Genomic DNA, 22,361 nt, shown 5'->3' on the forward strand with positions numbered 1-22,361 from the left:
CGGGCGTAGGCTCGCGACGGGCTTACCACCCAAAAGCCCGCAAGACTTCATTGAAACCTCCTATGAAAGAGGGACTTCAGCACCGTGACTGCTCTGACTCTCAGCACCGCCGCCGCGTCCGGCCTGCGTGCCGACGCGATCGTCGTCGGTGTCGCGAAGGGCGCCAAGGGGCCGGTCGTGGCTCTTGGCGCCGAGTCCGTGGACAAGGCGTACGACGGCAAGCTCGCGTCCGTCCTGGAGACCCTCGGCGCCTCGGGCGGCGAGGGCGAGGTGACGAAGCTGCCCGCGCCGTCCGGCTTCAAGGCGCCGGTCGTCCTGGCAGTCGGCCTCGGCGCGGTCCCCGAGAAGGACTCGGCGTACGACGCGGACACCCTGCGGCGCGCGGCCGGTGTCGCCGCCCGGGCCCTCGCGGGCACCAAGAAGGCGGGCTTCGCCCTGCCGGTCACCGACGCGGCCGACGCGGGCGCCGTCGCGGAGGGCGCGCTGCTCGGCGCGTACTCCTTCGACGCCTACAAGGGCAACGGCAAGGACACCAAGGCCGCCAAGGGCAAGGGCAAGGCCGAGACCGCCGGCAAGAGCGACAAGGGCGGCAAGGCGCCGCTCGCCGAGGTCGCCCTGCTCGGCGCCAAGCCGCGCGACAAGGCCCACAAGGCCGCCGTCGAGCGCGCGACCGCCGTCACCGAAGAGCTCAACCGCGCCCGCGACCTGATCAACACCCCGCCGAACGACCTCAACCCGGAGGCCTTCGCCGCGGTCGCCACCGCCGCCGCCAAGGAGCACGGCGTCAAGATCCAGGTCCTGGACGAGAAGGCGCTCGCCAAGGGCGGCTTCGGCGGCATCCTCGGCGTCGGCGTGGGCTCGGACGCCCCGCCGCGGCTCGTGAAGCTCTCCTACACCTCGTCGAAGGCCAAGAAGCACCTCGCCTTCGTCGGCAAGGGCATCACGTACGACTCGGGCGGCATCTCGCTGAAGCCCGCCGGGCACAACGAGACCATGAAGTGCGACATGAGCGGCGCCGCCGCCGTGTTCGCCGCCGTGATCTCCGCCGCCCGCCTGGGCCTTGAGGTCAACGTCACCGGCTGGCTCGCGCTCGCCGAGAACATGCCCTCCGGCTCCGCCACCCGCCCCGGCGACGTCCTGCGGATGTACAGCGGCAAGACCGTCGAGGTCCTGAACACCGACGCCGAGGGCCGCCTGGTCCTGGCCGACGCCATCGCCAAGGCCTCCGAGGACAAGCCCGACGCGATCGTCGACGTGGCGACCCTGACCGGCGCCATGATGATGGCCCTGGGCGGCCGCACCTTCGGCGTCATGGCCAACGACGACGCCTTCCGCACCTCGGTGCACGAGATCGCGGAGGAGGTCGGCGAGCCGTCCTGGCCGATGCCGCTGCCGGAGCACCTGCTCAAGGGCATGGACTCCCCCACCGCCGACATCGCCAACATGGGCGAACGCATGGGCGGCGGCCTGGTCGCCGGACTCTTCCTGCGCGAGTTCGTCGGCGAGGGCATCGCCTGGGCCCACCTGGACATCGCGGGCCCCGCCTACAACGAGGCCGCCCCCTTCGGCTACACCCCGAAGGGCGGCACCGGCTCCGCGGTCCGCACCCTGGTGCGCCTCGCGGAGCGCACCGCCGCGGGCGACCTCGGCTGATTTCGTACGCTGGGTACGGCCCCGGAAGCCTCGGCTCCGGGGCCGTACCCATGGGTGTACGCGGGCGGCAGCGCGGTGCGCGTACGCACGGGCGTACGGATTTCGCTGTGAATGAAATCTGCCCGCCCGTCTCCCACCACCACCCTTTCAAGGCCGCGCTCCGCGCCTTAATTTCTAGTGGTCCTGACCCTGTCGACGGGCGATCGGCCGTCCCATCGCCCGGCCCGGCGTCCCGCCTGTCGCCGACAAGTGCGAAGATGGGTTCTCGGCAGGACAGGGCCCCCACCACAGGGCCGAAGAAGAGCGGCCGTATACCAGCCGACCGACCGGTCGTCCCCGGTAAGAGGGGTCCGGCGCACGGCGCACATGCATGGAGGACGTGACGTGGCGAACGACGCCAGCACCGTTTTCGACCTAGTGATCCTCGGCGGTGGAAGTGGCGGTTACGCCGCGGCCCTGCGCGCCTCGCAGCTGGGTCTCGACGTCGCACTGATCGAGAAGAACAAGCTCGGCGGCACCTGCCTGCACAACGGCTGCATCCCCACGAAGGCGCTGCTGCACGCCGGCGAGATCGCCGACCAGGCGCGCGAGGCCGACCAGTTCGGCGTCAAGGCCACCTTCGAGGGCATCGACATCAAGGGCGTCCACAAGTACAAGGACGACGTGATCGCCGGCCTGTACAAGGGCCTGCAGGGCCTGGTCGCCTCCCGCAAGGTCACCTACATCGAGGGCGAGGGGCGCCTGTCCTCGCCGACCTCCGTGGACGTGAACGGCCAGCGCGTCCAGGGCCGCCACATCCTCCTGGCGACCGGCTCCGTGCCGAAGTCGCTCCCGGGCCTGGAGATCGACGGCAACCGCGTCATCTCCTCCGACCACGCGCTGGTCCTGGACCGCGTGCCGGAGTCGGCGATCATCCTCGGCGGCGGCGTCATCGGCGTCGAGTTCGCCTCCGCCTGGAAGTCCTTCGGCACCGACGTGACCGTCGTCGAGGGCCTGAAGCACCTCGTGCCCGTCGAGGACGAGAACAGCTCCAAGCTCCTTGAGCGCGCCTTCCGCAAGCGCGGCATCAAGTTCAACCTCGGCACGTTCTTCGACAAGGCGGAGTACACCGAGAACGGCGTCCGCGTCACCCTCGCCGACGGCAAGACCTTCGAGGCCGAGGTGCTGCTCGTCGCCATCGGCCGCGGCCCGGTCTCGCAGGGCCTCGGGTACGAGGAGCAGGGCGTCGCGATGGACCGCGGCTATGTCCTGGTCGACGAGTACATGCAGACGAACGTGCCCACGATCTCGGCCGTCGGTGACCTGGTCCCGACGCTCCAGCTCGCGCACGTCGGCTTCGCCGAGGGCATCCTGGTGGCGGAGCGCCTGGCCGGTCTCAAGACCGTCCCGATCGACTACGACGGCGTGCCCCGGGTGACGTACTGCCACCCCGAGGTCGCCTCCGTGGGCATCACCGAGGCCAAGGCCAAGGAGGTCTACGGCGCGGACAAGGTCGTCGCCCTCAAGTACAACCTCGCGGGCAACGGCAAGAGCAAGATCCTGAAGACCGCGGGCGAGATCAAGCTCGTCCAGGTCAAGGACGGTGCCGTGGTCGGCGTCCACATGGTCGGCGACCGCATGGGTGAGCAGGTCGGCGAGGCCCAGCTGGTCTACAACTGGGAAGCGCTGCCCGCCGAGGTGGCCCAGCTCATCCACGCCCACCCGACGCAGAACGAGGCGCTCGGCGAGGCCCATCTCGCCCTCGCCGGCAAGCCCCTGCACTCCCACGACTGACCCTTTCAGTCACACGGGCGCGACGACCACAGACTTCCTTCCCCGGGCTCTCGACTAACCTCGAGCAGGGGAGGCCCCATTGCGTAAGGAGCAACAGAAACCATGTCGGTTTCCGTAACCCTTCCGGCGCTCGGCGAGAGCGTCACCGAAGGCACTGTCACCCGCTGGCTGAAGGCCGAGGGCGAGCGCGTCGAGGCCGACGAGCCGCTGCTCGAGGTGTCGACCGACAAGGTCGACACCGAGATCCCCTCCCCCGCCGCCGGCGTCCTGGCCTCCATCAAGGTCGCTGAGGACGAGACCGTCGAGGTCGGCGCCGAGCTGGCCGTCATCGACGACGGCTCCGGCGCGCCTGCCGCGGCCCCCGCCCCGGCCGCCGAGCCTGCCCCGGCCGCCGAGCCCGCCCCGGCCCCCGCCGCCGAGGCCCCGGCCGCCGCTCCGGCCGCCCCCGCCGAGGCGCCCGCCGCCCCGGCCGGTGGCGCCGCCGAGGGCACCGAGGTCACCCTGCCCGCGCTCGGCGAGTCCGTCACCGAGGGCACCGTCACCCGCTGGCTGAAGGAGGTCGGCGAGGAGGTCTCGGCCGACGAGCCCCTCCTCGAGGTCTCCACGGACAAGGTCGACACCGAGATTCCGTCGCCGGTCGCGGGCGTGCTGCTCGAGATCGTCGTCGGTGAGGACGAGACCGCCGAGGTCGGCGCCAAGCTCGCCGTCATCGGTGCGCCGGGTGCCGCGCCCGCCGCCGCTCCGGCTGCCGCCCCGGCCGCCCCCGCCGCGGCTCCGGCTCCGGCCGCCCCTGCGGCTCCCCCGGCTCCGGCTGCCCCCGCCGCCCCGGCCGCCCCGGCGCAGCCCGCCGCTGCCGCCCCGGCTCCGGTGCAGCCCGCGGCCCCGGCCGCTCCGGCTGCCGCCCCGGCCGCCCCCGCCGCCCCGGCTCCGGTCACCCCGGCCGACGACGGCGCGTACGTCACCCCGCTGGTGCGCAAGCTCGCCTCGGAGAACGGCGTCGACCTGGGCTCGGTCAAGGGCACCGGCGTCGGTGGCCGCATCCGCAAGCAGGACGTGCTCGCCGCCGCCGAGGCCGCGAAGGCCGCGGCTCCGGCCGCTGCCGCCGCCCCGGCCGCCGCCGCTCCCGCGGCCGCGTCGAAGGCTCCGGTCATCGAGGCGTCCCCGCTGCGCGGCCAGACGGTCAAGATGACCCGCATGCGCAAGGTCATCGGCGACAACATGATGAAGGCTCTGCACGGCCAGGCGCAGCTCTCCAGCGTGGTCGAGGTCGACATCACGAAGCTGATGAAGCTCCGTGCCAAGGCCAAGGACTCCTTCGCCGCCCGCGAGGGCGTCAAGCTGTCCCCGATGCCGTTCTTCGTCAAGGCGGCGGCGCAGGCGCTGAAGGCCCACCCGGTCGTCAACGCCCGCATCAACGAGGACGAGGGCACCATCACGTACTTCGACTCGGAGAACATCGGCATCGCCGTGGACTCCGAGAAGGGTCTGATGACGCCGGTCATCAAGGGCGCCGGTGACCTGAACCTGGCCGGCATCGCCAAGGCGACCGCCGACCTGGCCAACAAGGTCCGGGCCAGCAAGATCACGCCGGACGAGCTGTCCGGTGCGACCTTCACCATCTCCAACACCGGCTCGCGCGGCGCCCTGTTCGACACGATCATCGTGCCGCCGAACCAGGTCGGCATCCTGGGCATCGGCGCCACCGTCAAGCGCCCGGTCGTCATCAACCACCCCGACCTCGGCGAGACCATCGCGGTGCGGGACATGACGTACGTGACGCTCTCCTACGACCACCGTCTGGTGGACGGCGCCGACGCCGCCCGCTACCTGACGACGGTCAAGGCCATCCTGGAGGCCGGCGAGTTCGAGGTCGAGCTCGGCCTGTAGTCGCCCGCATACGGCTGTAACACTCGTCTCATCAGCGAGTACGCCCCCGTCCGGAGGTTTCCGGGCGGGGGCGCGGCCGTATTGTCTAGTGGTCGTTGTCCTGTCTTTATAGGAGCCCGCCATGACCGCGCCCGTCGTTCACTCGCTGCGCGAACAGATTCGCGAGCACATCGTGGAAGGCATCGTGAGCGGGCGCTGGAAGCCGGGCGAGCGGATCGTGGAGCGGCGGATCGCCGTCGAGCTGGAAGTCAGCCAGACGCCCGTGCGGGAGGCCCTGCGGGAGCTGGAGTCGCTGCGGCTGATCGAGTCCGCGCCCAACAAGGGCGTGCGGGTACGGAACTTGACCGCCGCCGACCTGGAGGAGAGCTACCCCGTCCGGGCCGGTCTCGAGGCCATCGCCGCCGAGCTGGCCGCCGAGCGCCTCGCCGAGGACTGCTCGGCCCTGGAGCCGCATGTGGCGGCCCTGTACGAGGCCGACCGGGACTCCGACGGGACCGGGCAGGTGCGGCACACGGTCGGCTTCCACCGGGAGCTGGTGCGGGCCGCGCACAACTCCGTGCTCCTGCACACCTGGGAGGGGCTCGGCATCGAGGTGTTCACCGCGCTGTCCATCCGGTGGCTCGGCACGGTCCAGCAGTCGTACGCGGAGGAGCACGAGGCCCTCGTCTCGGCCTTCCGTCGGCGTGACCCCGCGATCGCGGAGCTGGTGAAGGCCCATGTGCTGGGGTGCGCGCCGCGGGCGTGAGGCGTGAGGCGTGGTGTGACGGTCGCGGCAGACGCGACGGCGGTTGCGCTCATTCTCCGACCACTGTGCTCATACGTCGCCCCACCTGCGTAAATCCTTCGATTTGAAGGCACTCCGTGCCCTCTGGCGCGGCACCCTGTGCCCACTTTTGCCGATCCGAGGAAGTTTTCCCTTCAAGACTTTGATCGATCATCGATCGCGGGCTTACAGTCGACGACGGGCCCTCACCAGGGCCCTCGCCCTGTCCTGCCAAAGACCAAGGGCACCCCCGACCCTTTCCGTTTAGGGACCCCGCCCGCACTCGGGCACGGGCACCCCGTCCGACTCAGGAAGGCGGCGTCATGACCGACCCCCGCATCCAGCCGAGCGAGCTCGACCAGCTCCCGGACCGCGACCCGGAGGAGACCGCCGAATGGCAGGCCTCCCTGGACGCCGTGACCAAGGCGGCCGGGCCGCACCGTGCCGCGTACCTGATGCGCCGCACGCTGGAGCGCGCCGAGGGCGCGGGCCTGGCCCTGCCCAAGCTTCTTGAGACGGACTACGTCAACAGCATCCCGACCTCCGCCGAGCCCGTCATCGACGGCGACGAGGCGATGGAGTCCCGCATCACCGCGTGGAACCGCTGGAACGCGGCCGCGATGGTCACCCGCGGCTCGAAGCACGGCGTCGGCGGCCACATCGCCACCTTCGCCTCGGCCGCCTGGCTGTACGAGACGGGCTTCAACCACTTCTTCCACGGGAAGGAGGGCGACGGCTCCGGCGACCAGCTGTACATCCAGGGCCACGCCTCCCCCGGCATCTACGCCCGCGCCTTCCTCGACGGGCGCCTCGGCGAGCAGCAGCTCGACAACTTCCGCCAGGAGGCGGGCGGCGACGGCCTGCCGTCCTACCCGCACCCGCGGCGCCTGCCCTGGCTGTGGGAGTTCCCGACCGTGTCGATGGGCCTCGGCCCGCTCTCCGCGATCTACCAGGCCCGCTTCAACCGGTACCTCACCAACCGCGGCATCAAGGACGTCTCGTCCTCGCACGTGTGGGCGTTCCTCGGCGACGGCGAGATGGACGAGCCGGAGTCGACGGCGGCCCTCGCGCTGGCGGCGCGCGAGGAGCTGGACAACCTCACCTTCGTCATCAACTGCAACCTGCAGCGCCTCGACGGCCCGGTGCGCGCCAACTTCAAGATCGTGCAGGAGCTGGAGGCGCAGTTCCGCGGCGCCGGCTGGAACGTCGTGAAGTCGCTGTGGGGCAACGCCTGGGACGAGCTGTTCGCGCTCGACACCACGGGTGCCCTGGTCCGCCGCCTCCGTGAGGTCCCGGACGCGCAGGTCCAGACGTACCAGACCCGCGACGCCGCCTACATCCGTCAGGACTTCTTCGGCTCGGACCCGGCGCTCGTCGAGATGGCGAAGCTGCTCTCCGACGACAAGATCCTCGAGTGCTTCCACCTGTCGCGCGGTGGCCACGAGCCGCGCAAGGTGTACGCCGCGTACAAGGCCGCGCTGTCCCACAAGGGCGCGCCGACCGTCATCCTGGCGCAGACCGTCAAGGGCTTCACCCTCGGTGAGGGCTTCGCGTCCAAGAACGCGAACCACCAGATGAAGAAGCTGTCGACGGACGAGTTCAAGAACATGCGTGACCTTCTTGAGCTGCCCATCTCCGACAGCCAGTTCGTGGACGGGGTCGTGCCCTACGGCCACCCCGGCGCCGACTCCCCCGAGGTCCGCTACCTCCAGGAGCGCCGCGCGGCCCTCGGCGGCCCGGCCCCGGCCCGCCGCACGCACGCGCTCGCACCGCTGCCCGCGCCCGCAGACAAGGCCTTCGCGGCCTTCGACAAGGGCTCCGGCTCCCAGTCGGTGGCGACGACCATGGCGCTCGTACGGCTCGTCAAGGACCTCGTACGCGACAAGGAGACCGGCAAGCGCTGGGTGCCGATCGTCCCGGACGAGGCCCGCACCTTCGGCATGGAGTCGCTGTTCCCCTCGCTCGGCATCTACTCGCCGAAGGGCCAGACGTACGAGCCGGTCGACCGCGACCAGCTCATGTACTACAAGGAAGCCAAGAACGGCCAGATCCTCAACGAGGGCATCACCGAGGCCGGTTCGATGGCGGACTTCATCGCCGCTTCGTCGTCGTACGCGACGCACGGCGAGGCGATGATCCCCTTCTACATCTTCTACTCGATGTTCGGCTGGCAGCGCACGGCCGACCAGATGTGGCAGCTCGGCGACCAGCTCGGCCGCGGCTTCCTCATCGGCGCCACCGCCGGGCGCACGACGCTGACCGGTGAGGGCCTTCAGCACGCCGACGGGCACTCGCCGGTGATCGCCGCGACGAACCCCGCCGCGCTCTCGTACGACCCCGCGTTCGCCTACGAGATCGGCGCCATCGTCAAGGAAGGCCTGCGCCGGATGTACGGCGAGGGCGCGCCGGGCGGGGCCTCCGAAGACAAGGACGTGTTCTACTACCTGACCGTCTACAACGAGCCCATGCCGCAGCCCGCGAAGCCCGCGGGTGTGGACGAGGGCATCGTGAAGGGTCTGTACCGCTTCAACACGGCCGAGACGGCGGGTCTTTCGCCTGCCGCCAACGCCGCGCGGATCCAGCTCCTCGGCTCCGGTACGGCCATCCACTGGGTGCTCAAGGCCCAGCGGATGCTCGCCGAGGAGTGGGGCGTGGCCGCCGACGTGTGGTCCGCGACCTCCTGGACCGAGCTGCGGCGCGACGCCCTGGAGGCGGACGCGGCGCTGCTGCGCGGCGAGGAGCGGGTGCCGTACGTACGGCAGGCGCTCGCGGGTGCCGAGGGGCCCGTCCTCGCGGTCTCCGACTACATGCGTCAGGTCCCGGACCAGATCGCCCAGTGGGTCGAGCAGGACTACTCCTCGCTCGGCGCCGACGGGTTCGGCCTGTCCGACACGCGTGACGCGGCCCGCCGCCACTTCGGTGTCGACGCCGAGTCGATCGTCGTCGCGGCGTTGGCTCGGCTCGCCGCGCAGGGGGTCGTGCCCGCTGCCGCGGTGAAGGAGGCTCGGGCCAAGTACGGGCTGTAAGCCTCCGGCTCGGTACGCGGGGTGGGGTTCCGTCGCGGTGACGGGGCCCCACCTTTTGCGTTGCCGCCGCGGCAACCGTTCCCCGCAGCTCCGCGGCGGGGTTCCCCCACCCACCCGCCCGTCGCTGTCGCCCCGGGGCGCCCTGCTGGGCTGCGCCCTTGCCCCGCCACGGCTGTGGGCGATTGGCCCGCCCGGCCCGGCCCCGGCCTCTGCCAGCGGCTGGGCCGCCCAGCCGCCCGACCTCCGCTTCCGCCGCCGCTGGCTGCTGGCCCGCCCAGCCCCGGCCCCGGGCACCGTCGAGTGCGGGCGCGCGGCATCATGGGAGCATGCGCGCTGCCCGGCTCATCAAGATGGTGCTTCTGCTTCAGACGCGGGCCTCCATGACCGCGGCCGAGCTCGCGGAGGAGCTGGAGGTCTCGGAACGCACGATCACGCGGGACGCGCAGGCGCTGTCGGAGGCAGGCGTGCCGGTGTACGCGGACCGGGGCCGGACGGGCGGCTACCGTCTCATCGGGGGATACCGGACCCGCCTGACGGGGCTCGCCCGCAGCGAGGCCGAGGCCCTGTTCCTGTCCGGAGTCCCGGGCGCGCTGCGCGAGATGGGCCTGGAGGACGCCGCGTCCGCCGCACGTCTGAAGGTCTCCGCCGCCCTCCTCCCCTCCTTGCGCGACGCCTCCCAGAACGCCGCCCAGCGCTTCCACCTGGACGCCCCCGGCTGGTTCAAGGAGACCCCGGCCCCCGCCCTGCTGCCCGCCGTCGCGGACGCCGTGTGGGACGACCGCCGCCTGATCGCCCGGTACCGCCGCCAGGACTCCGAGGTCAGCCGCGAACTGGAGCCCTACGGCCTCGTCCTGAAGGCCGGCGTCTGGTACCTGTGCGCCCGCGTCCCGGACCCCAGCCCGGGCTCCGGCTCCGGCTCCAGCTCCAGCTCCAGCTCCAGCTCCAGCTCCAGCTCCTACCGTGTTTACCGCATCGACCGGTTCACCTCCGTCGATCCCCACGGCGAGAACCGCTTCGTGCGCGACGAGGACTTCGACCTCCCCGGCTTCTGGGAGGAGCGCGCCGCCCAGTTCGCCCGCGCCATCCTGCGCGACAACGCCGTCCTGCGTCTGTCCCCCGACGGCGCCCGGCAACTCCCCTACGTCACCAACCGCGCCGCCGCCCACGAGGCCCTGGCGGACGCCGAACCCGACGGTCGGGGCTGGGTCACCGTCACCCTGCCCGTCGAGTCCACCGTGGTCGCCTACTCCCAGCTCCTCATGCTGGGCCCGGAGGCCGAGGTTCTCGGGCCGCCGGAGCTGCGGGACCGCCTGGCGGCGACGGCGGCCCGCATGGCCGCCCTCTACCGATAGCCCGTCACGTCCGCCTCCTTGCTCTCCTGGTCCACCTCCGTGATGTACCGCCACGCGTCCGGGGCCGAGCCGTCCACGTCCGTGAAGCCGTACTCCTTGGCGAGGCCGCCGCTGGACAGGGACGCGCCGTTCCACCGCGCCACGTCGGGGTCGGCGGCGAGGGCGACCAGGGCCCGGCCCACGAACGTCGGTGTCTCGGAGATCGCGAAGTGCGGGTTCTGCTTGGTGCCCGCCATCCAGTCGTCCTCGGTGACCTTGAAGTGCGTGTCGAGCATCGCCTCCGAGCGCAGCCAGCCCGGCGTCAGGCACAGTGCCGTGCAGTCGAACTCCTTGACCTCCTCCGCGAGCGCGCGGGCCATGCGCAGCGGGGCCGCCTTCGCCAGGTCGTAGTAGAACGGCTTGCGGTACCGCTGGTTGTACTCCTCGGTGCCGTCGGTCACCTCGACGACGAGGCCGCCGGGGTTGCGGACCAGCAGCGGCAGCGCGAAGCGGCTGGTGACGATGTGCGTCTCCATGCCGAGGCGGAGGATCCTGAGGCCCTTCTCCAGGTCGTGCTCCCACATCTTCTTGTCCCACTCGACATGGACGTCACCTCCCCAGATGTCGTTGACCAGGATGTCGAGGCGCCCCTGCTCCCGATCGATCCGCTCGACCAGCGCGCGCACCTGCTCGGGGTCGAGGTGGTCCGTCGGCACCGCGATCCCCGTACCGCCCGTGCCCGCCTCGGCGCCCGCCTCGCTGACGAGTTCCGCCGTGCCCTCGATGGTCTCCTTGGCCCGGCCGACCTCGCTCGTGTGCTGCCGGGTCGTCCGCCCCGTCACGTACACGGTCGCCCCCGCGCGGCCCAGCTCCACCGCCATGGCCCGCCCGGCCCCACGCGTGGCCCCCGCCACCAACGCGATCTTCCCGACCAGGCCGTCGCCCTGCCCCGCCGCCCCGGTCTCCTCGGATTCCGGTTTCGTCGTCACTTCGTTCTCCGCTCCGCTCGCCAGGCCTGCCGACTGCTGTGTCTTCTCCATGGAGGGAGTCTCGCAGCGAATGCCGACACCTCCTGTCGGTCTTTCCACGGGCATGTGCACGCATAACGACACAGCCGCATTCCGGCGCACTCCGCGTGCGCCCCCACCCCCCAGGACCGATGCTTGACCCGTGATGGACGAGACGGAGTTCTGGGAGATCGTGGACAGCACCCGCGAGGCCGCCGAGGGCGACCCCGAGGACCAGGCCGAGCTGGTCATCGACAAGCTCCTCGAATACGACCCGGACGCCGTCCTGGACTTCGCGCGGCACTTCGAGGCCCGCTACAACCGGGCCTACCGCTGGGATCTGTGGGGTGCCGCCTGGATCGTGCTCGACGGGGCGAGCGACGACGCCTTCGACTACTTCCGGTGCTGGCTGATCGGGCAGGGCCGGGAGGTCTTCGAGGGCGCCGTGCACGACCCGGACTCGCTTGCGGAGCTCCTCGACGACTTCGACGACGAGATCGACGGCGACGGCGAGGAGCTGGGCTACGCCGCCGACGAGGCCTACGAGCGGATGACCGGCGTCGTCGCCCCCGACCTCGGCATCGCGCCCGCCCCGCCGGAGCCGGAGGGCACCCCGATCGACTTCGAGGACGACCGCGTGCTCGCGGAGCGCTACCCCAAGCTGTGGGAGCGGTTCGCGGCCTGCTGACGCCGCCCCGGCGCCCCCGAAGGCCGTCCGGCCCGCTCCCTCAGAAGTGCGTGCCCCCGTCCACCCGTATCTCCGTGCCCGTGATGAACCGGCCGTCGTCGGACCCGAGCATCGCCACGACGGACGCCACCGTCTCGGGGGCCGCGAAGCCCTGACCGATCGCCGGGGTCAGCTTCGCGTACAGGCTCAGGTCCGCGTCCTCGGGCAGGCCGGGGCCGTGGCTCCGCCCGCTGGCGCCGCTGCCGTCGGTCATGCCGCTGGAGATGGAGCCGGGCTGGACCGCGGTGAAGCGGATGCCCCGCTTCGCGTACTCGCTCGCCAGGGCGTGGGTCATGGACTGGATGCCGCCCTTGCTGGCCGCGTACGCCGCCATGTACGGATGGGCGAACGCCGCCGAGGTGGAGCTGAAGTTGACCACGGCCGCGTCCTCGCCCTCCAGCAGGAACGGGATCGACTCGCGGATCATCAGGAACGTGCCGGTCAGGTTGATCCGGAGCACCTGCTCGAAGGAGTCGAGGCTGGTCTCGTGCGTGTGCGAGGAGCGCAGCACACCCGCCGCGTTGACCAGCACGTCCAGACCGCCGAGCGCGGCGGCCGCGGCGGCCACGCCCGCGCGCACCGACGCCTCGTCCGCGACGTCGACCAGCAGCGTCGTCAGCCGGCCGGCGTCGGTGCCCGCCTTCCGCTCCGTGTCCTTCAGGCCCGCCTCGCTGACGTCGGCGGCCACCACTCTGCCGCCCTCCGCGAGCAGGCGAAGCACGGTGGCCTGGCCGATGCCCGAGCCGCCGCCGGTGACGAGGGCGCGACGGTCCGCGTAACGCGTCAGGTTCATGAGTCTCTCCGATCAGCCTCGGACAGCCGGGCCCGCCACGGGTCCGGCACGGTCCATCCGATTTCAATGTACGCCTTCGTGGCACGTTTTGCCATAGCGTCAATTCGTGAATTCCGACCCGGCCCCGCGTAGGCTTCGAACGTGAGCACCCAACCGCCGCAGCCCACGCGGGCGCCGCAGCCGACCCGCCCCTCGCTGACCGAGCGCCGCAAGGCGGCCACGCAGCTCGACATCGCCCGCGCCGCCGCCGAACTCTTCGCCGAGCGGGGCCCGGACGGCACCACCGCCGAGGAGATCGCGCACCGTGCGGGCGTGGCGCTGCGCACCTTCTACCGCTACTTCCGCAACAAGCAGGACGCGGTCGCACCGCTGCTCGCCGGGGGCGCCGCCGAGTGGCGAGCCCGCCTCGCGGACCTGGACGCCGGGGTGCCGACGGCGCTCGAACGCTCCATCGCCGAGGCCCTCACGCCCGTGGACACGCGGGCCGACGAGGCCCTGGAGTGGACCCGCGGCCTGCTCCGCGCCGCCCAGGACGACCCGGCCCTGCGCGCGGTCTGGTACCGGGTGAACCAGGAGTCCGAGGAGCAGCTGGTCCCGGTGCTCGCCCGGCTCGTGGGCGAGGGCGCCGACGAACTCGAGGTGCGGCTCGCCGCCGCGGCCGCCACCGACGCCATCCGGATCGCCCTGGAGACCTGGGCCGCCACGGACGAACCGCCGCGCGGCCCCCGCTCCCCCGCGGAACTGGCGGTCCGCTGCCTGCGCGAGCTGACGGGCGGCCTCAGGCTCCTGGAGAGATGAGGCGGCCGGCCGCCAAAAGCCCCGCCCCGGGACCCCGCCCTGCCCCGGCAGCCCGCACCACCCCGCTACGCCCCCGCCGCGGCACCCGCCCCCGCCCCCTCCACCACGAACACCAGCAGCGCCACGTCGTCCCGTACCCCACCGGAGAACCGGACCAGATCGCTCCAGATGGCGTCGGTGAAGGCCGCCGGATCGCGCCGCTCCGCCGCGAAGATCGCGGGCAGCCGCTCCACCAGCGGATAGAAGGCCCCGGACGCGTCCCTCGCCTCGGTCACGCCGTCCGTGACGGTCAGCAGCCAGTCGCCGGGCTTGAGGCCGACGACGACCGGCTCGGGCGGCACCACTCCCGCGATGCCGAGACCGAGCGGCGGGCCGGGCGTGACGTCGAGTTCGGTGACCGCGCCGTCGCGCAGCAGCAGGGGCGGCGGGTGGCCGCAGGAGACGAGGCGCAGTTCACCGGCCGTGGCGCCGAACTCCAGGAGGACGGCGGTGGCGAAGAGTTCGCCGGGCTCGCCGTGTTCGGCGTCTTCGGAGTCGATGACCAGGCGCCGGTCGAGGCGCGCGGCGACACCCTCCAGGTCGCCCTGGTCGAGGACCGCCTCCCGGAAGGCGCCGAGCAGCGCCGCGACGGTCCCGACGGCCGCGAGCCCGTGCCCCTGCACGTCCCCGACCAGGGCCCGCACCCCGCAGGGCCCCCTGCGCACGTCGAAGAGGTCACCGCCGACCAGGGTGCCGCGCTGCGCCGCCCGGTACAGGCCCGCGCAGCGCACCGGGCCCACGCGTTCCGGCAACGGTGGCAGGACCGCGAACTGGGCCGCCTCGGCGACCGTGCGGACGGTGACGAGCTGGGCGTCCCGGCGGCTGCGCACCCAGGAGAAGAGCACGCTGAGCACCGCCACGAAGGCGACGGTCGCGGTGTCGCTCTCCCCGGGGTGCCCCAGGTCGTATTGCGGCAGGGAGAGCAGCAGCAGGACGGTGCCGCCGAGGAGCGCGGTGGCCGCGGGCCCGTAGGCGAGAGCGGCGAGCGGCGGTACGGCGGCGAGCAGGAAGCTGAGGTCCAGCGTCTTGGGGGTCGCGAGCTGGATGACGCAGGTCAGGACCAGGAGCACCGGAGCGGGCCAGCGCGCCCAGGGAGGCGTCGGCGCGCCGCGGTGCCAGCCCGCCTCCCGCGCGCTGCGGCGCCTGGCCGCGGCCCTGATCATCGGTGCTCCTTCCGGCGGGCCGGAGGACGGGCCCACGCCCGCACAGGACGCGTCCTCGCGCGCGCTACACGTGTCCACGCTCAGTGGAGGACGTGTCCACGCTCCTACGCGCGCGTGGCGGGCGCACGCCGGGCCGGTCCGTCAGGTGTGCCGGGCCGGGCGCTCCACCGGGCGGCCGCCCGGGCCCCGGCGGCCCGGTGTCAGAGGGGGCGGCCCATCAGGACGTCGTCCACGTACTGGCCGTCCAGGAGGAACTCGCCGGGCAGCACGCCCTCGGTCACGAACCCCTCGGACTCGTAGAGCGTGCGCGCCGCGGTGTTGTGCCCGAGCACCCGCAGCGTGATGCGGCGCGCGCCCTGGCGGCGCGCCTCCGCCACCACGGCCTGGAGCAGCTCGCGCCCCACGCCCTTGCCGCGCACCTCGTCGGCGACGACGAAGCCCAGGATCTGGCGCACGTGCGCGTTCACGGCCAGCGGGGTGGGGAACCCGAGTCTTATGTAGCCGACGACGTGACCGCCGAGTTCGGCGACCAAGTGGTCGCGGGGGCCGAAGCGGTCGGAGAAGAACGGCTCGTAGGGTGGCTGCGGACGCGGCTGCACGGAGTGCACGGTGGACCAGTTCGCACGGTCCATGCGGGCCAGGGCGGCATCGTCGTCGGCCCGCGCGGTGCGTATGTACGTCTGCTGCATGAGCGCCACTGTACGGCGGGCGTACGACGGCACAACCGTCCCTTTCACGGCAGGATGGCCCCATGGAGCAGCACGCGTCGCCCCCGGAGTCGACGGATCCGGCGGCCCAGGCGAACCTCGTGAACCAGGAAGACCAGGAGGACCAGGTGAACCCGGCGGAGCCCCCGCACAAGCCGCGCCGCGTCGCCGTGTCCGGCGCCTCCGGCCTCATCGGCTCCGCGCTCACGCGCTCGCTGTCGGACGACGGCCACGAGGTGGTGCGGCTCGTGCGCCGGGCCCCGCGCGCGAAGGACGAGGTGCGCTGGGACCCCAAGGAGGGGTACGTCGACGCCGCCGGGCTCGCGGGCTGCGACGCCGTGGTGAACCTGGCGGGCGCAGGCATCGGCGACCGGCGCTGGAACGACGCGTACAAGCGCGAGCTGCGCGACAGCAGGGTGCTCGGCACCAGGACGCTCGCGGCCGCCGTGGCGGCCCTCGACGAGCCGCCTCGGGTGTTCCTGAACGGCAGCGCGATCGGCTACTACGGAGACACCGGTCAGCGCGCGGTCGACGAGACGGCCCCTCCTGGAGAGGGGTTCCTGCCGTCGATGTGCGTGGCGTGGGAGCAGGCGGCCGCAGCGGCCCAGGACGCGGGCGTGCGCACGGTGTTCACGCGCACCGGCCTGGTCGTCGCGCGCGGGGGCGGTGCCTGGGGGCGGATGTTCCCGCTCTTCAAGGCGGGCCTCGGCGGGCGGCTCGGCAACGGCCGGCAGTACTGGAGCTTCATCGCGCTCTACGACGAGGTGGCGGCGCTGCGGCATCTGCTCGCGCGGGACGACCTGTCGGGGCCGTTCAACCTGACGGCCCCGGTGCCGGTCACCAACCGCGAGGTGACGGCCACCATGGGCCGGGTGCTGCACCGTCCGACGGTGTTCACCGCGCCCGCGCCCGCGCTGCGGGTGGTCCTCGGCGAGATGGCGGGGGACGTCCTCGGCAGCCAGCGCGTCCTCCCCACACGGCTCATGGAGTCCGGGTTCGCGTTCACCCACCCCGGCATCGAGGACGCCGTCAGGGCCGCGCTGGCCTGACGCCCGGACCGCCCCCGCCCGGCCGTGCGACCGCCGTGCGTCCGTGCCCGGTCCATGCGCGACTCCCAGCGGCCGTCCACGCTCCTACCCTCGACCGGAACTCGGGGATTCCACCGCCCTCGTGAGGGCATAAGGCTCCCCAGCAGTCGAGCGAGCCGCGCAACCTCCGGGAGGAGCACGTGCCAGAGCCTGCGCACCATGTGGATGTCGTCATCGTGGGAGCCGGGGTCGCGGGACTGTCGGCCGCCCACCAGCTGACCAGCGCCGGTGTAACGACCGTTGTCCTGGAGGCCGCCCCTTACGTCGGCGGCCGGATGTCCACCGAGAAGGTGGACGGCTTCCGGCTCGACAGGATCGGGCAACTGCTGACCACGTCGTATCCGGAACTGCGTCACACGCCCGGTCTCGACGCACTCGTTCTGCGCCCCTTCGCCCCCGGTCTGCTGGTGCACAGCGCCGGCAGGCACCACCGCATGGTGGAGCCGAGCGGCGGACGGAGCGCGAGGGGCGCACTCACGGCGGCGCGCGCCCTCGCGAGCGCCCCCCGGGTGCCGCGGCCCGCCCGCACGGCCCCGGGCGCCCCGCCCCGGCCCCCGTCCAGGACCACTCCGTGGCCCTCCAGGCCGCCGTCCCGCACGGCACCGCTGGGCGGCGCACTCGACCAGGCCCGCCTCGGCGCGGCGCTCGCCCGGATCGCGGCGACCCCCGTGCGACGGCTCCTCGCGCGCCCCGAACTGCCCGCGGCCCAGGCCCTGTCCGCGCGCGGGCTGCCCGCGCGCACCATCGAGGGGTTCCTGCGCCCGCTCCTGTCGGCTCTTCTGTGCGACCCGGACCTGACGACGTCGAGCCGGTGCGCCGACCTCGCCCTGCACGCCTTCGCGCGCGGCCGCCTGTGCCTGCCCGAAGGCGGTGCCGACGCCCTGCCGGAGCTGCTCGCGGCCGCGCTGCCGCCCGGGACCGTACGGACCGGCGTCCGCGTCACCTCGGTGTCGGCGAACCGCGTGACCACCGCCGAGCACGGCGAACTGACCTGCGCCGGTGTCCTGCTGGCCACGGACGCCCGCGCCGCCGCCGAACTCCTCCCCGGCCTGCGCGTACCGCCGTTCCACCCGGTCACCGTGGTGCACCACGCGGTCCCTGAGCCGCCGCTCGCCGGACCCGCGCTCCTCCTGGACGCCGACCGCGAGGGGCCGGTCTCCCACACGGCCGTCGTCAGCCACGTCGACCCCACACGCGCGCCCGCGGGCCGGACCCTGGTGTCCTCGACCGTCCTCGGCACGCCCCCGGAGGACCTGGAGCGGTCCGTGCTCGGCCATCTCGCGAAGCTGTACGGCACGCCGACCGACCGCTGGGAGCTGCTGGCCGTGCACCGCACGCGCGAGGCGGTGCCCGCGATGCCGCCGCCGCACGATCTGCGCCGTCCCGTACGGCTGTTGGCGGGGCTCTACGTGTGCGGCGACCACCGCGACACCAGCACGGTGCAGGGCGCGCTGCACTCCGGGCGCAGGGCGGCGCACGCCGCGCTCGCCGACCTCGGCATCCGCCCCGCCTGCGCGGAGGAGTCGCTACCCGCTGCCGCCTGAGGCCCTTCCCCCGGGGCCCACTCATCGGACCTGTCCGACTCGTCGGGCCGGCTCCCCCTAAGCCCCCGCGCCCCCCACGCGGGGGCTTCAGCCGTCCCACGGTCTTGTCACCGACCCCGCACAGCACTACCGTCCCAGCGGATCCGGGCATCGGACCGCCGAGCCGCGGGAGGACTGACGTGCGTCGCACCTTGCCGGTGATCACACTCATCCTGGGCCTATTCATGGGATCTCTGACGGCGCCGACCGCCCATGCCGACGGCCAGGGCGCACCCCGGCCGGAGGACAGCACAGGCACACCCCGGCCGGACGACAGCGTGCCGTCCGTCGTCCCCCGCCCCACCGACTGGACCGCGCTCCCGGGGCGCACCGAACTCACCCACCGCACCCGCGTCCTGATCGACCCTCGGCAAGCGTCGGCCACCGCGCTGCCGTCCGGCCGTGCCGAATTCCCGGGCCCCGCACGCCAGCCCGTGCGCGCGCTGGCGACCCGGCTGCGTACGGAGATCGAGCAGGTCACCGGGATCGCCCCGCGCGTCGTCGCGGGCGGCCGACCGGACCGGGACGACATCGTCCTCACGCTCGCCGCCGCCCAAGACGCACCCGCCGAGGCGCGAGCCGAGGGCTACCACTTCGACAGCACGGGCCCCGTGCGCGTATCCGCCGCCTCCACGCACGGCCTGTACTACGGCACTCGCACCCTCCTCCAGCTTCTGCGCACCACCGCCGCCGACCACCGCGCCGTCCCGCGCGCCCGCTCGGCCGACCGGCCCGCGCAGGCGGTCCGCATGGTCCACCTGGACGCGGGGCGCAAGTACTGGCGGATCCCGTACCTGAGGAACCTGATCCGCAGGATGGGCGATCAGAAGCTCAACACCCTGTTCCTGCATCTGTCGGAGTCCGAGGGCTTCCGGCTGTACAGCCCGCGGTTCCCCGGGCTCGCCGACCCCGACCACAGCTACAGCCGCGCCGACATCGAGGAGCTGAAGGCCTTCGCCGCGCGGCATCACGTGCAGGTGATGCCGGGTCTCGAACTGCCCGGCCACGCCACGGTGATCAGCGAGGCGTTCGGCGTCGGCTTCGGCTCGGGGCCGGGCGCGTGCACGGGGGCCCATACGCACTCCCACCTCACGCCGGACTGGATCATCGACATGACCAGCGAGAAGGCGATCGCCAAGAGCAAGGAGATCGTCGACGAGTTCGCGGGCTGGTTCGACGCGCCGCTGTTCTCGATCGGCGCGGAGGAGGTGCCGGGTCAGCTCGCCGCGTGCCCGCGTGTGAAGGAGCACCTGGCCGCCGCGCCCGACGTCTCGACCCTCGGTGACCTGCTCAACCGGTACATCAACACCCTGGACGACGTGGTCACTTCGCACGGCAAGCGCACCGCCGTCTACAACGGCTCCGAGCACCTGGCCGCGCCGCGGCAGCGCGTGCACGCCCCGGTCGTCTTCCTCACCTGGGAGGGCACCGGCGCGGAGCCCGCCATTCCGGGCCATGACGAGATCGCCATCGGACCCTTCTACAACACCCCGAACACCTACCACCACAAGTACCCCGACGAGCCCTGGATGTACGACACCTGGGCACCGAGCACCGCCCCCGACATGCTCGGCTCCGGCGTCGTGAACTGGGCGGACTACAACTTCTGGGCCGACGACGAGTACGTCGAACAGCATCTGGCGGGCCCCCGCGCGATCCTCGCCGACCGCACCTGGAACGGCTCCCCGACGCCGGACACGCTCGCCGGCTTCCGGACCCGCGCCGCCCGCGTCGGCGACCCCCCGGGCACCACGCCCGCGTGGTCCCGCCCCCGGGTGCGGGACCGGCCGAGCCACCACTGGACCTTCGACGACGCCGCGTACCCGAAGGGCTGGACGTACGCGGGCAGCCCCGGCAACACGATCTTCGCCGAGGACGTGGCGGGCGACCTGCCCGGCACCTCCTACATCATCGACAACCCCACGCCCGTACCCGGTGTGCGCGGGCAGGCCTGGCGCTTCGACTCGGACCGGGACGGGGTCGGCTTCGGTGGTGTGGACGTGGCGGAGCCCTGGACCGTGTCGGTGCGGGTCCGTGCGACGGCACGGACGGACGACCAGGTGCTGCTGAGCTCCAAGGCGGGGGCCTTGAAGCTCATGCAGCACGGCACGGGACGGGTGGGCTTCACCCGCTACGGAGAGGCCGACTTCAGCTTTCCGTACGCCCTGCCGCTGGACCGGTGGGTGCGGCTGACGTGGGTCGCCTCGCCCGGTCGCACGGTCCTGTACGCGGACGGGGTGCGGGTCGGGGCCGTCCCCGCGTCGATGCCGTTGCCGATGCGGTCCATCGGTACGGAGCGGGCCTCGCTGCGCGGGGACCTGGACGACCTCGCCACGTGGGACGTGGCGTTGGGGCCCGAGGACGTCGCCCGGTCGGGGGCGGCCACGACCGGCCGCCCCCGACCCCACTAGCCCAGCGCCGCGACCCGGTCGCGATACCCCCGCACCGGCGCCGCGTCCCGGTACGGCTCCAGGCGGCGCTCGAAGTCGCGTACGTACTCCACCGCCCGCACCGACCGCATCTCGCCCGCCGCCTGGGCCGCCTCCGCGCCCAGTTGGCAGGCCTGTTCCAGCTCGCCGAGGCCGAGGCGCGCGGAGGCCAGGACGACGCGGCAGAAGAGCCTACTGCGGGCGTAGCCGGGGGCGCGCAGTTGCAGGGAGCGCTCGGCGTGCTGGGCGGCCGCGCGGTACTGCTGGAGGTCGCGGTTGCAGTGCGCGAACTCGTCGGCGAGCTGTGCCTCGTCGAAGAACCGCGCCCAGTACGGCACCTCGTCGCCGGGCCGGGCGGTCTCCAGGGCGCGCTCGGCGCGCACCATGGACGCCGAGCAGGCCCGCACCTCGCCGAGCACCCCGTGCCCGCGCGCCTCGACGGCGTGCAGCAGGGCCTGCACGACGGGCGGCGCCGAGGAGCCGACGCCCTGCTGGGCGACGCGGGCGAGCTGCACGGCTTCGCGGCCGTGGCCGAGGTAGACGGCCTGGCGGCTCATGGTGACCAGGACGTAGCTGCCGTACGCGCGGTCGCCCGCGGCCTGCGACAGGCGCAGCGCCTGCACGAAGTACCGCTGGGCGAGCCCGTGCGCGGCGATGTCGTACGACGTCCAGCCCGCGAGCCGGGTCAGGTCGGCGGCGGCCGCGAACAGGCGCCGCCCCGCCTGCTCGCCGTAGGTGCCGCGGAGCATCGGCTCGGCCTCGTGCTCCAGGTAGCGCACCAGGGCCTGGCGGGCGTGCCCGCCGCCGTAGGCGTGGTCCAGCGCGCGGAACAGCTCGCCGACGGAGCGCAGGGCCGCGATGTCGCCGCCGGTGACCCGGTGGCCGGGCCCCCGGTCGGTGTCGCGGCGCTGCCGGGGCACGATCGGGCGGCCCTGCGGGGGCACGCGGGGTGTCTGCGGCGGTTCGCCGCGGGCGACGCGTTCGTCGGCGCGGCCGATCAGCCAGTCCCGGCTCGGCACCACGAGCCCGGCCGGGGTGAAAGCGATCTTGCGCAGCTCGGCGTGGCTGCCGGAGTCCTTGCGCCACAGGCCGCCGACGATGTCGACGGCTTCCTCGGGCGAGGACGCGAACTCCAGGCCCGCGTAGACGGGCGCGCACGCGTCGAGCCCGAGGTCCTGTGCGGACAGGCGCCGGCCGAGGCGCCGGGTGAAGACCTCCGCGATCAGTGCGGGGGTCGTGCCGCGGGGCTGCTGGCCTCTGAGCCAGCGTGTCACCGATGTCTTGTCGTACCTGAGATCGAGACCGTGCTCGAGCCCTAGCTGATCGACGCGGCGCGCCAGGCCCGCATTGGAGAACCCGGCTTCCGCGATGAGCGCGGCTAGCTGGCGGTTGGGGGTGCGCTGCGGGGGTCGTTCCGTCATCAGCTGTGCGGTCTCCTGCCTTCCGGGCCTGCCTTGAGCAGCCCTTATGGCCTCGTGAACGGCGCGAATGTAGCGGCCCCTACGGGCCCCATCTCGGCCTTCAAGCTGCATTCATCCGATCGTGTGAGGATTGACCGGAGAGCTGACGGGATTCCGCCGGACGTACAGTGGCA

At 72.8% G+C, this 22,361-nt stretch carries 16 protein-coding genes; 11 read left to right on the forward strand and 5 right to left on the reverse strand.

The annotated features are described in order from the left end of the window. Window positions 1-84: 84 nt before the first annotated feature. The 6 genes from ACZ6BG_RS02280 to ACZ6BG_RS02305 all read left to right on the forward strand — a co-directional run bounded on the left by ACZ6BG_RS02280 (window position 85) and on the right by ACZ6BG_RS02305 (window position 10,454). Window positions 85-1,653, forward strand: a complete 1,569-nt coding sequence (locus tag ACZ6BG_RS02280; protein WP_468995732.1) for a leucyl aminopeptidase — start codon at window positions 85-87, stop codon at window positions 1,651-1,653. Window positions 1,654-2,037: 384 nt separating this feature from the next. After that, window positions 2,038-3,426, forward strand: coding sequence for a dihydrolipoyl dehydrogenase (gene lpdA, locus ACZ6BG_RS02285; protein ID WP_468995735.1), 1,389 nt, complete (start codon window positions 2,038-2,040; stop codon window positions 3,424-3,426). A 102-nt stretch (window positions 3,427-3,528) separates the two neighbouring features. Next, a complete protein-coding gene (gene sucB / locus ACZ6BG_RS02290; protein ID WP_468995738.1) occupies window positions 3,529-5,313 on the forward strand; it encodes a 2-oxoglutarate dehydrogenase, E2 component, dihydrolipoamide succinyltransferase in 1,785 nt (594 codons plus the stop codon). A gap of 121 nt (window positions 5,314-5,434) precedes the next feature. Further along, window positions 5,435-6,058, forward strand: a complete 624-nt coding sequence (locus ACZ6BG_RS02295) for a GntR family transcriptional regulator (protein WP_468449233.1) — start codon at window positions 5,435-5,437, stop codon at window positions 6,056-6,058. Window positions 6,059-6,399: 341 nt separating this feature from the next. After that, on the forward strand, window positions 6,400-9,102 hold the full coding sequence (aceE, locus tag ACZ6BG_RS02300; protein ID WP_468995742.1) for a pyruvate dehydrogenase (acetyl-transferring), homodimeric type: 2,703 nt from the start codon (window positions 6,400-6,402) through the stop codon (window positions 9,100-9,102). Between the two features lie 326 nt (window positions 9,103-9,428). Further along, entirely contained in the window at window positions 9,429-10,454 is a 1,026-nt protein-coding gene (locus tag ACZ6BG_RS02305) for a helix-turn-helix transcriptional regulator (RefSeq protein ID WP_468995746.1), read from the forward strand. Here the strand turns inward: ACZ6BG_RS02305 and ACZ6BG_RS02310 are convergent. Beyond that, a complete protein-coding gene (locus tag ACZ6BG_RS02310; protein ID WP_468995749.1) occupies window positions 10,445-11,473 on the reverse strand; it encodes an SDR family oxidoreductase in 1,029 nt (342 codons plus the stop codon). The genes ACZ6BG_RS02305 and ACZ6BG_RS02310 overlap by 10 nt on opposite strands. 133 nt (window positions 11,474-11,606) lie before the next feature. Here ACZ6BG_RS02310 and ACZ6BG_RS02315 point away from each other — a divergent pair, with 133 nt between their 5' ends. Then, a complete protein-coding gene (locus ACZ6BG_RS02315) occupies window positions 11,607-12,128 on the forward strand; it encodes a DUF4240 domain-containing protein (protein WP_468997854.1) in 522 nt (173 codons plus the stop codon). Window positions 12,129-12,168: 40 nt separating this feature from the next. On the opposite strand, the gene ACZ6BG_RS02320 is transcribed toward ACZ6BG_RS02315, so the two are convergent. After that, complete coding sequence (locus ACZ6BG_RS02320; RefSeq protein WP_468995751.1) at window positions 12,169-12,960, reverse strand: SDR family NAD(P)-dependent oxidoreductase; 792 nt, start codon at window positions 12,958-12,960, stop codon at window positions 12,169-12,171. A 141-nt stretch (window positions 12,961-13,101) separates the two neighbouring features. Here ACZ6BG_RS02320 and ACZ6BG_RS02325 point away from each other — a divergent pair, with 141 nt between their 5' ends. After that, complete coding sequence (locus ACZ6BG_RS02325; RefSeq protein WP_468995754.1) at window positions 13,102-13,758, forward strand: TetR family transcriptional regulator; 657 nt, start codon at window positions 13,102-13,104, stop codon at window positions 13,756-13,758. Window positions 13,759-13,823: 65 nt separating this feature from the next. Here ACZ6BG_RS02325 and ACZ6BG_RS02330 read toward each other — a convergent pair whose 3' ends face one another. After that, the gene (locus ACZ6BG_RS02330) at window positions 13,824-14,960 is read right to left on the reverse strand and encodes a PP2C family protein-serine/threonine phosphatase (protein WP_468995755.1); all 1,137 of its coding nucleotides are present in this window, start codon (window positions 14,958-14,960) and stop codon (window positions 13,824-13,826) included. 200 nt (window positions 14,961-15,160) lie between these two features. Beyond that, window positions 15,161-15,649 (reverse strand): GNAT family N-acetyltransferase, encoded by a 489-nt coding sequence (locus ACZ6BG_RS02335; protein WP_468995756.1) that lies wholly within the window; start codon window positions 15,647-15,649, stop codon window positions 15,161-15,163. Window positions 15,650-15,711: 62 nt separating this feature from the next. On the opposite strand from ACZ6BG_RS02335, the gene ACZ6BG_RS02340 reads away from it, so the two are divergent. The 3 genes from ACZ6BG_RS02340 to ACZ6BG_RS02350 all read left to right on the forward strand — a co-directional run bounded on the left by ACZ6BG_RS02340 (window position 15,712) and on the right by ACZ6BG_RS02350 (window position 20,749). Next, window positions 15,712-16,716 carry a TIGR01777 family oxidoreductase gene (locus ACZ6BG_RS02340; RefSeq protein WP_468995759.1) on the forward strand — a complete coding sequence of 335 codons (1,005 nt, stop codon included), beginning with the start codon at window positions 15,712-15,714 and terminating at the stop codon, window positions 16,714-16,716. A gap of 179 nt (window positions 16,717-16,895) precedes the next feature. Continuing rightward, the gene (locus ACZ6BG_RS02345) at window positions 16,896-18,299 is read left to right on the forward strand and encodes an NAD(P)/FAD-dependent oxidoreductase (RefSeq protein ID WP_468995762.1); all 1,404 of its coding nucleotides are present in this window, start codon (window positions 16,896-16,898) and stop codon (window positions 18,297-18,299) included. A 224-nt stretch (window positions 18,300-18,523) separates the two neighbouring features. Beyond that, on the forward strand, window positions 18,524-20,749 hold the full coding sequence (locus ACZ6BG_RS02350) for a family 20 glycosylhydrolase (protein WP_468995766.1): 2,226 nt from the start codon (window positions 18,524-18,526) through the stop codon (window positions 20,747-20,749). On the opposite strand, the gene ACZ6BG_RS02355 is transcribed toward ACZ6BG_RS02350, so the two are convergent. After that, window positions 20,746-22,188, reverse strand: coding sequence for a regulator (locus tag ACZ6BG_RS02355; protein WP_087883783.1), 1,443 nt, complete (start codon window positions 22,186-22,188; stop codon window positions 20,746-20,748). The genes ACZ6BG_RS02350 and ACZ6BG_RS02355 overlap by 4 nt on opposite strands. Window positions 22,189-22,361 lie beyond the last annotated feature (173 nt).

The sequence above is a fragment of the Streptomyces sp. NPDC041205 genome, assembly GCF_055591765.1.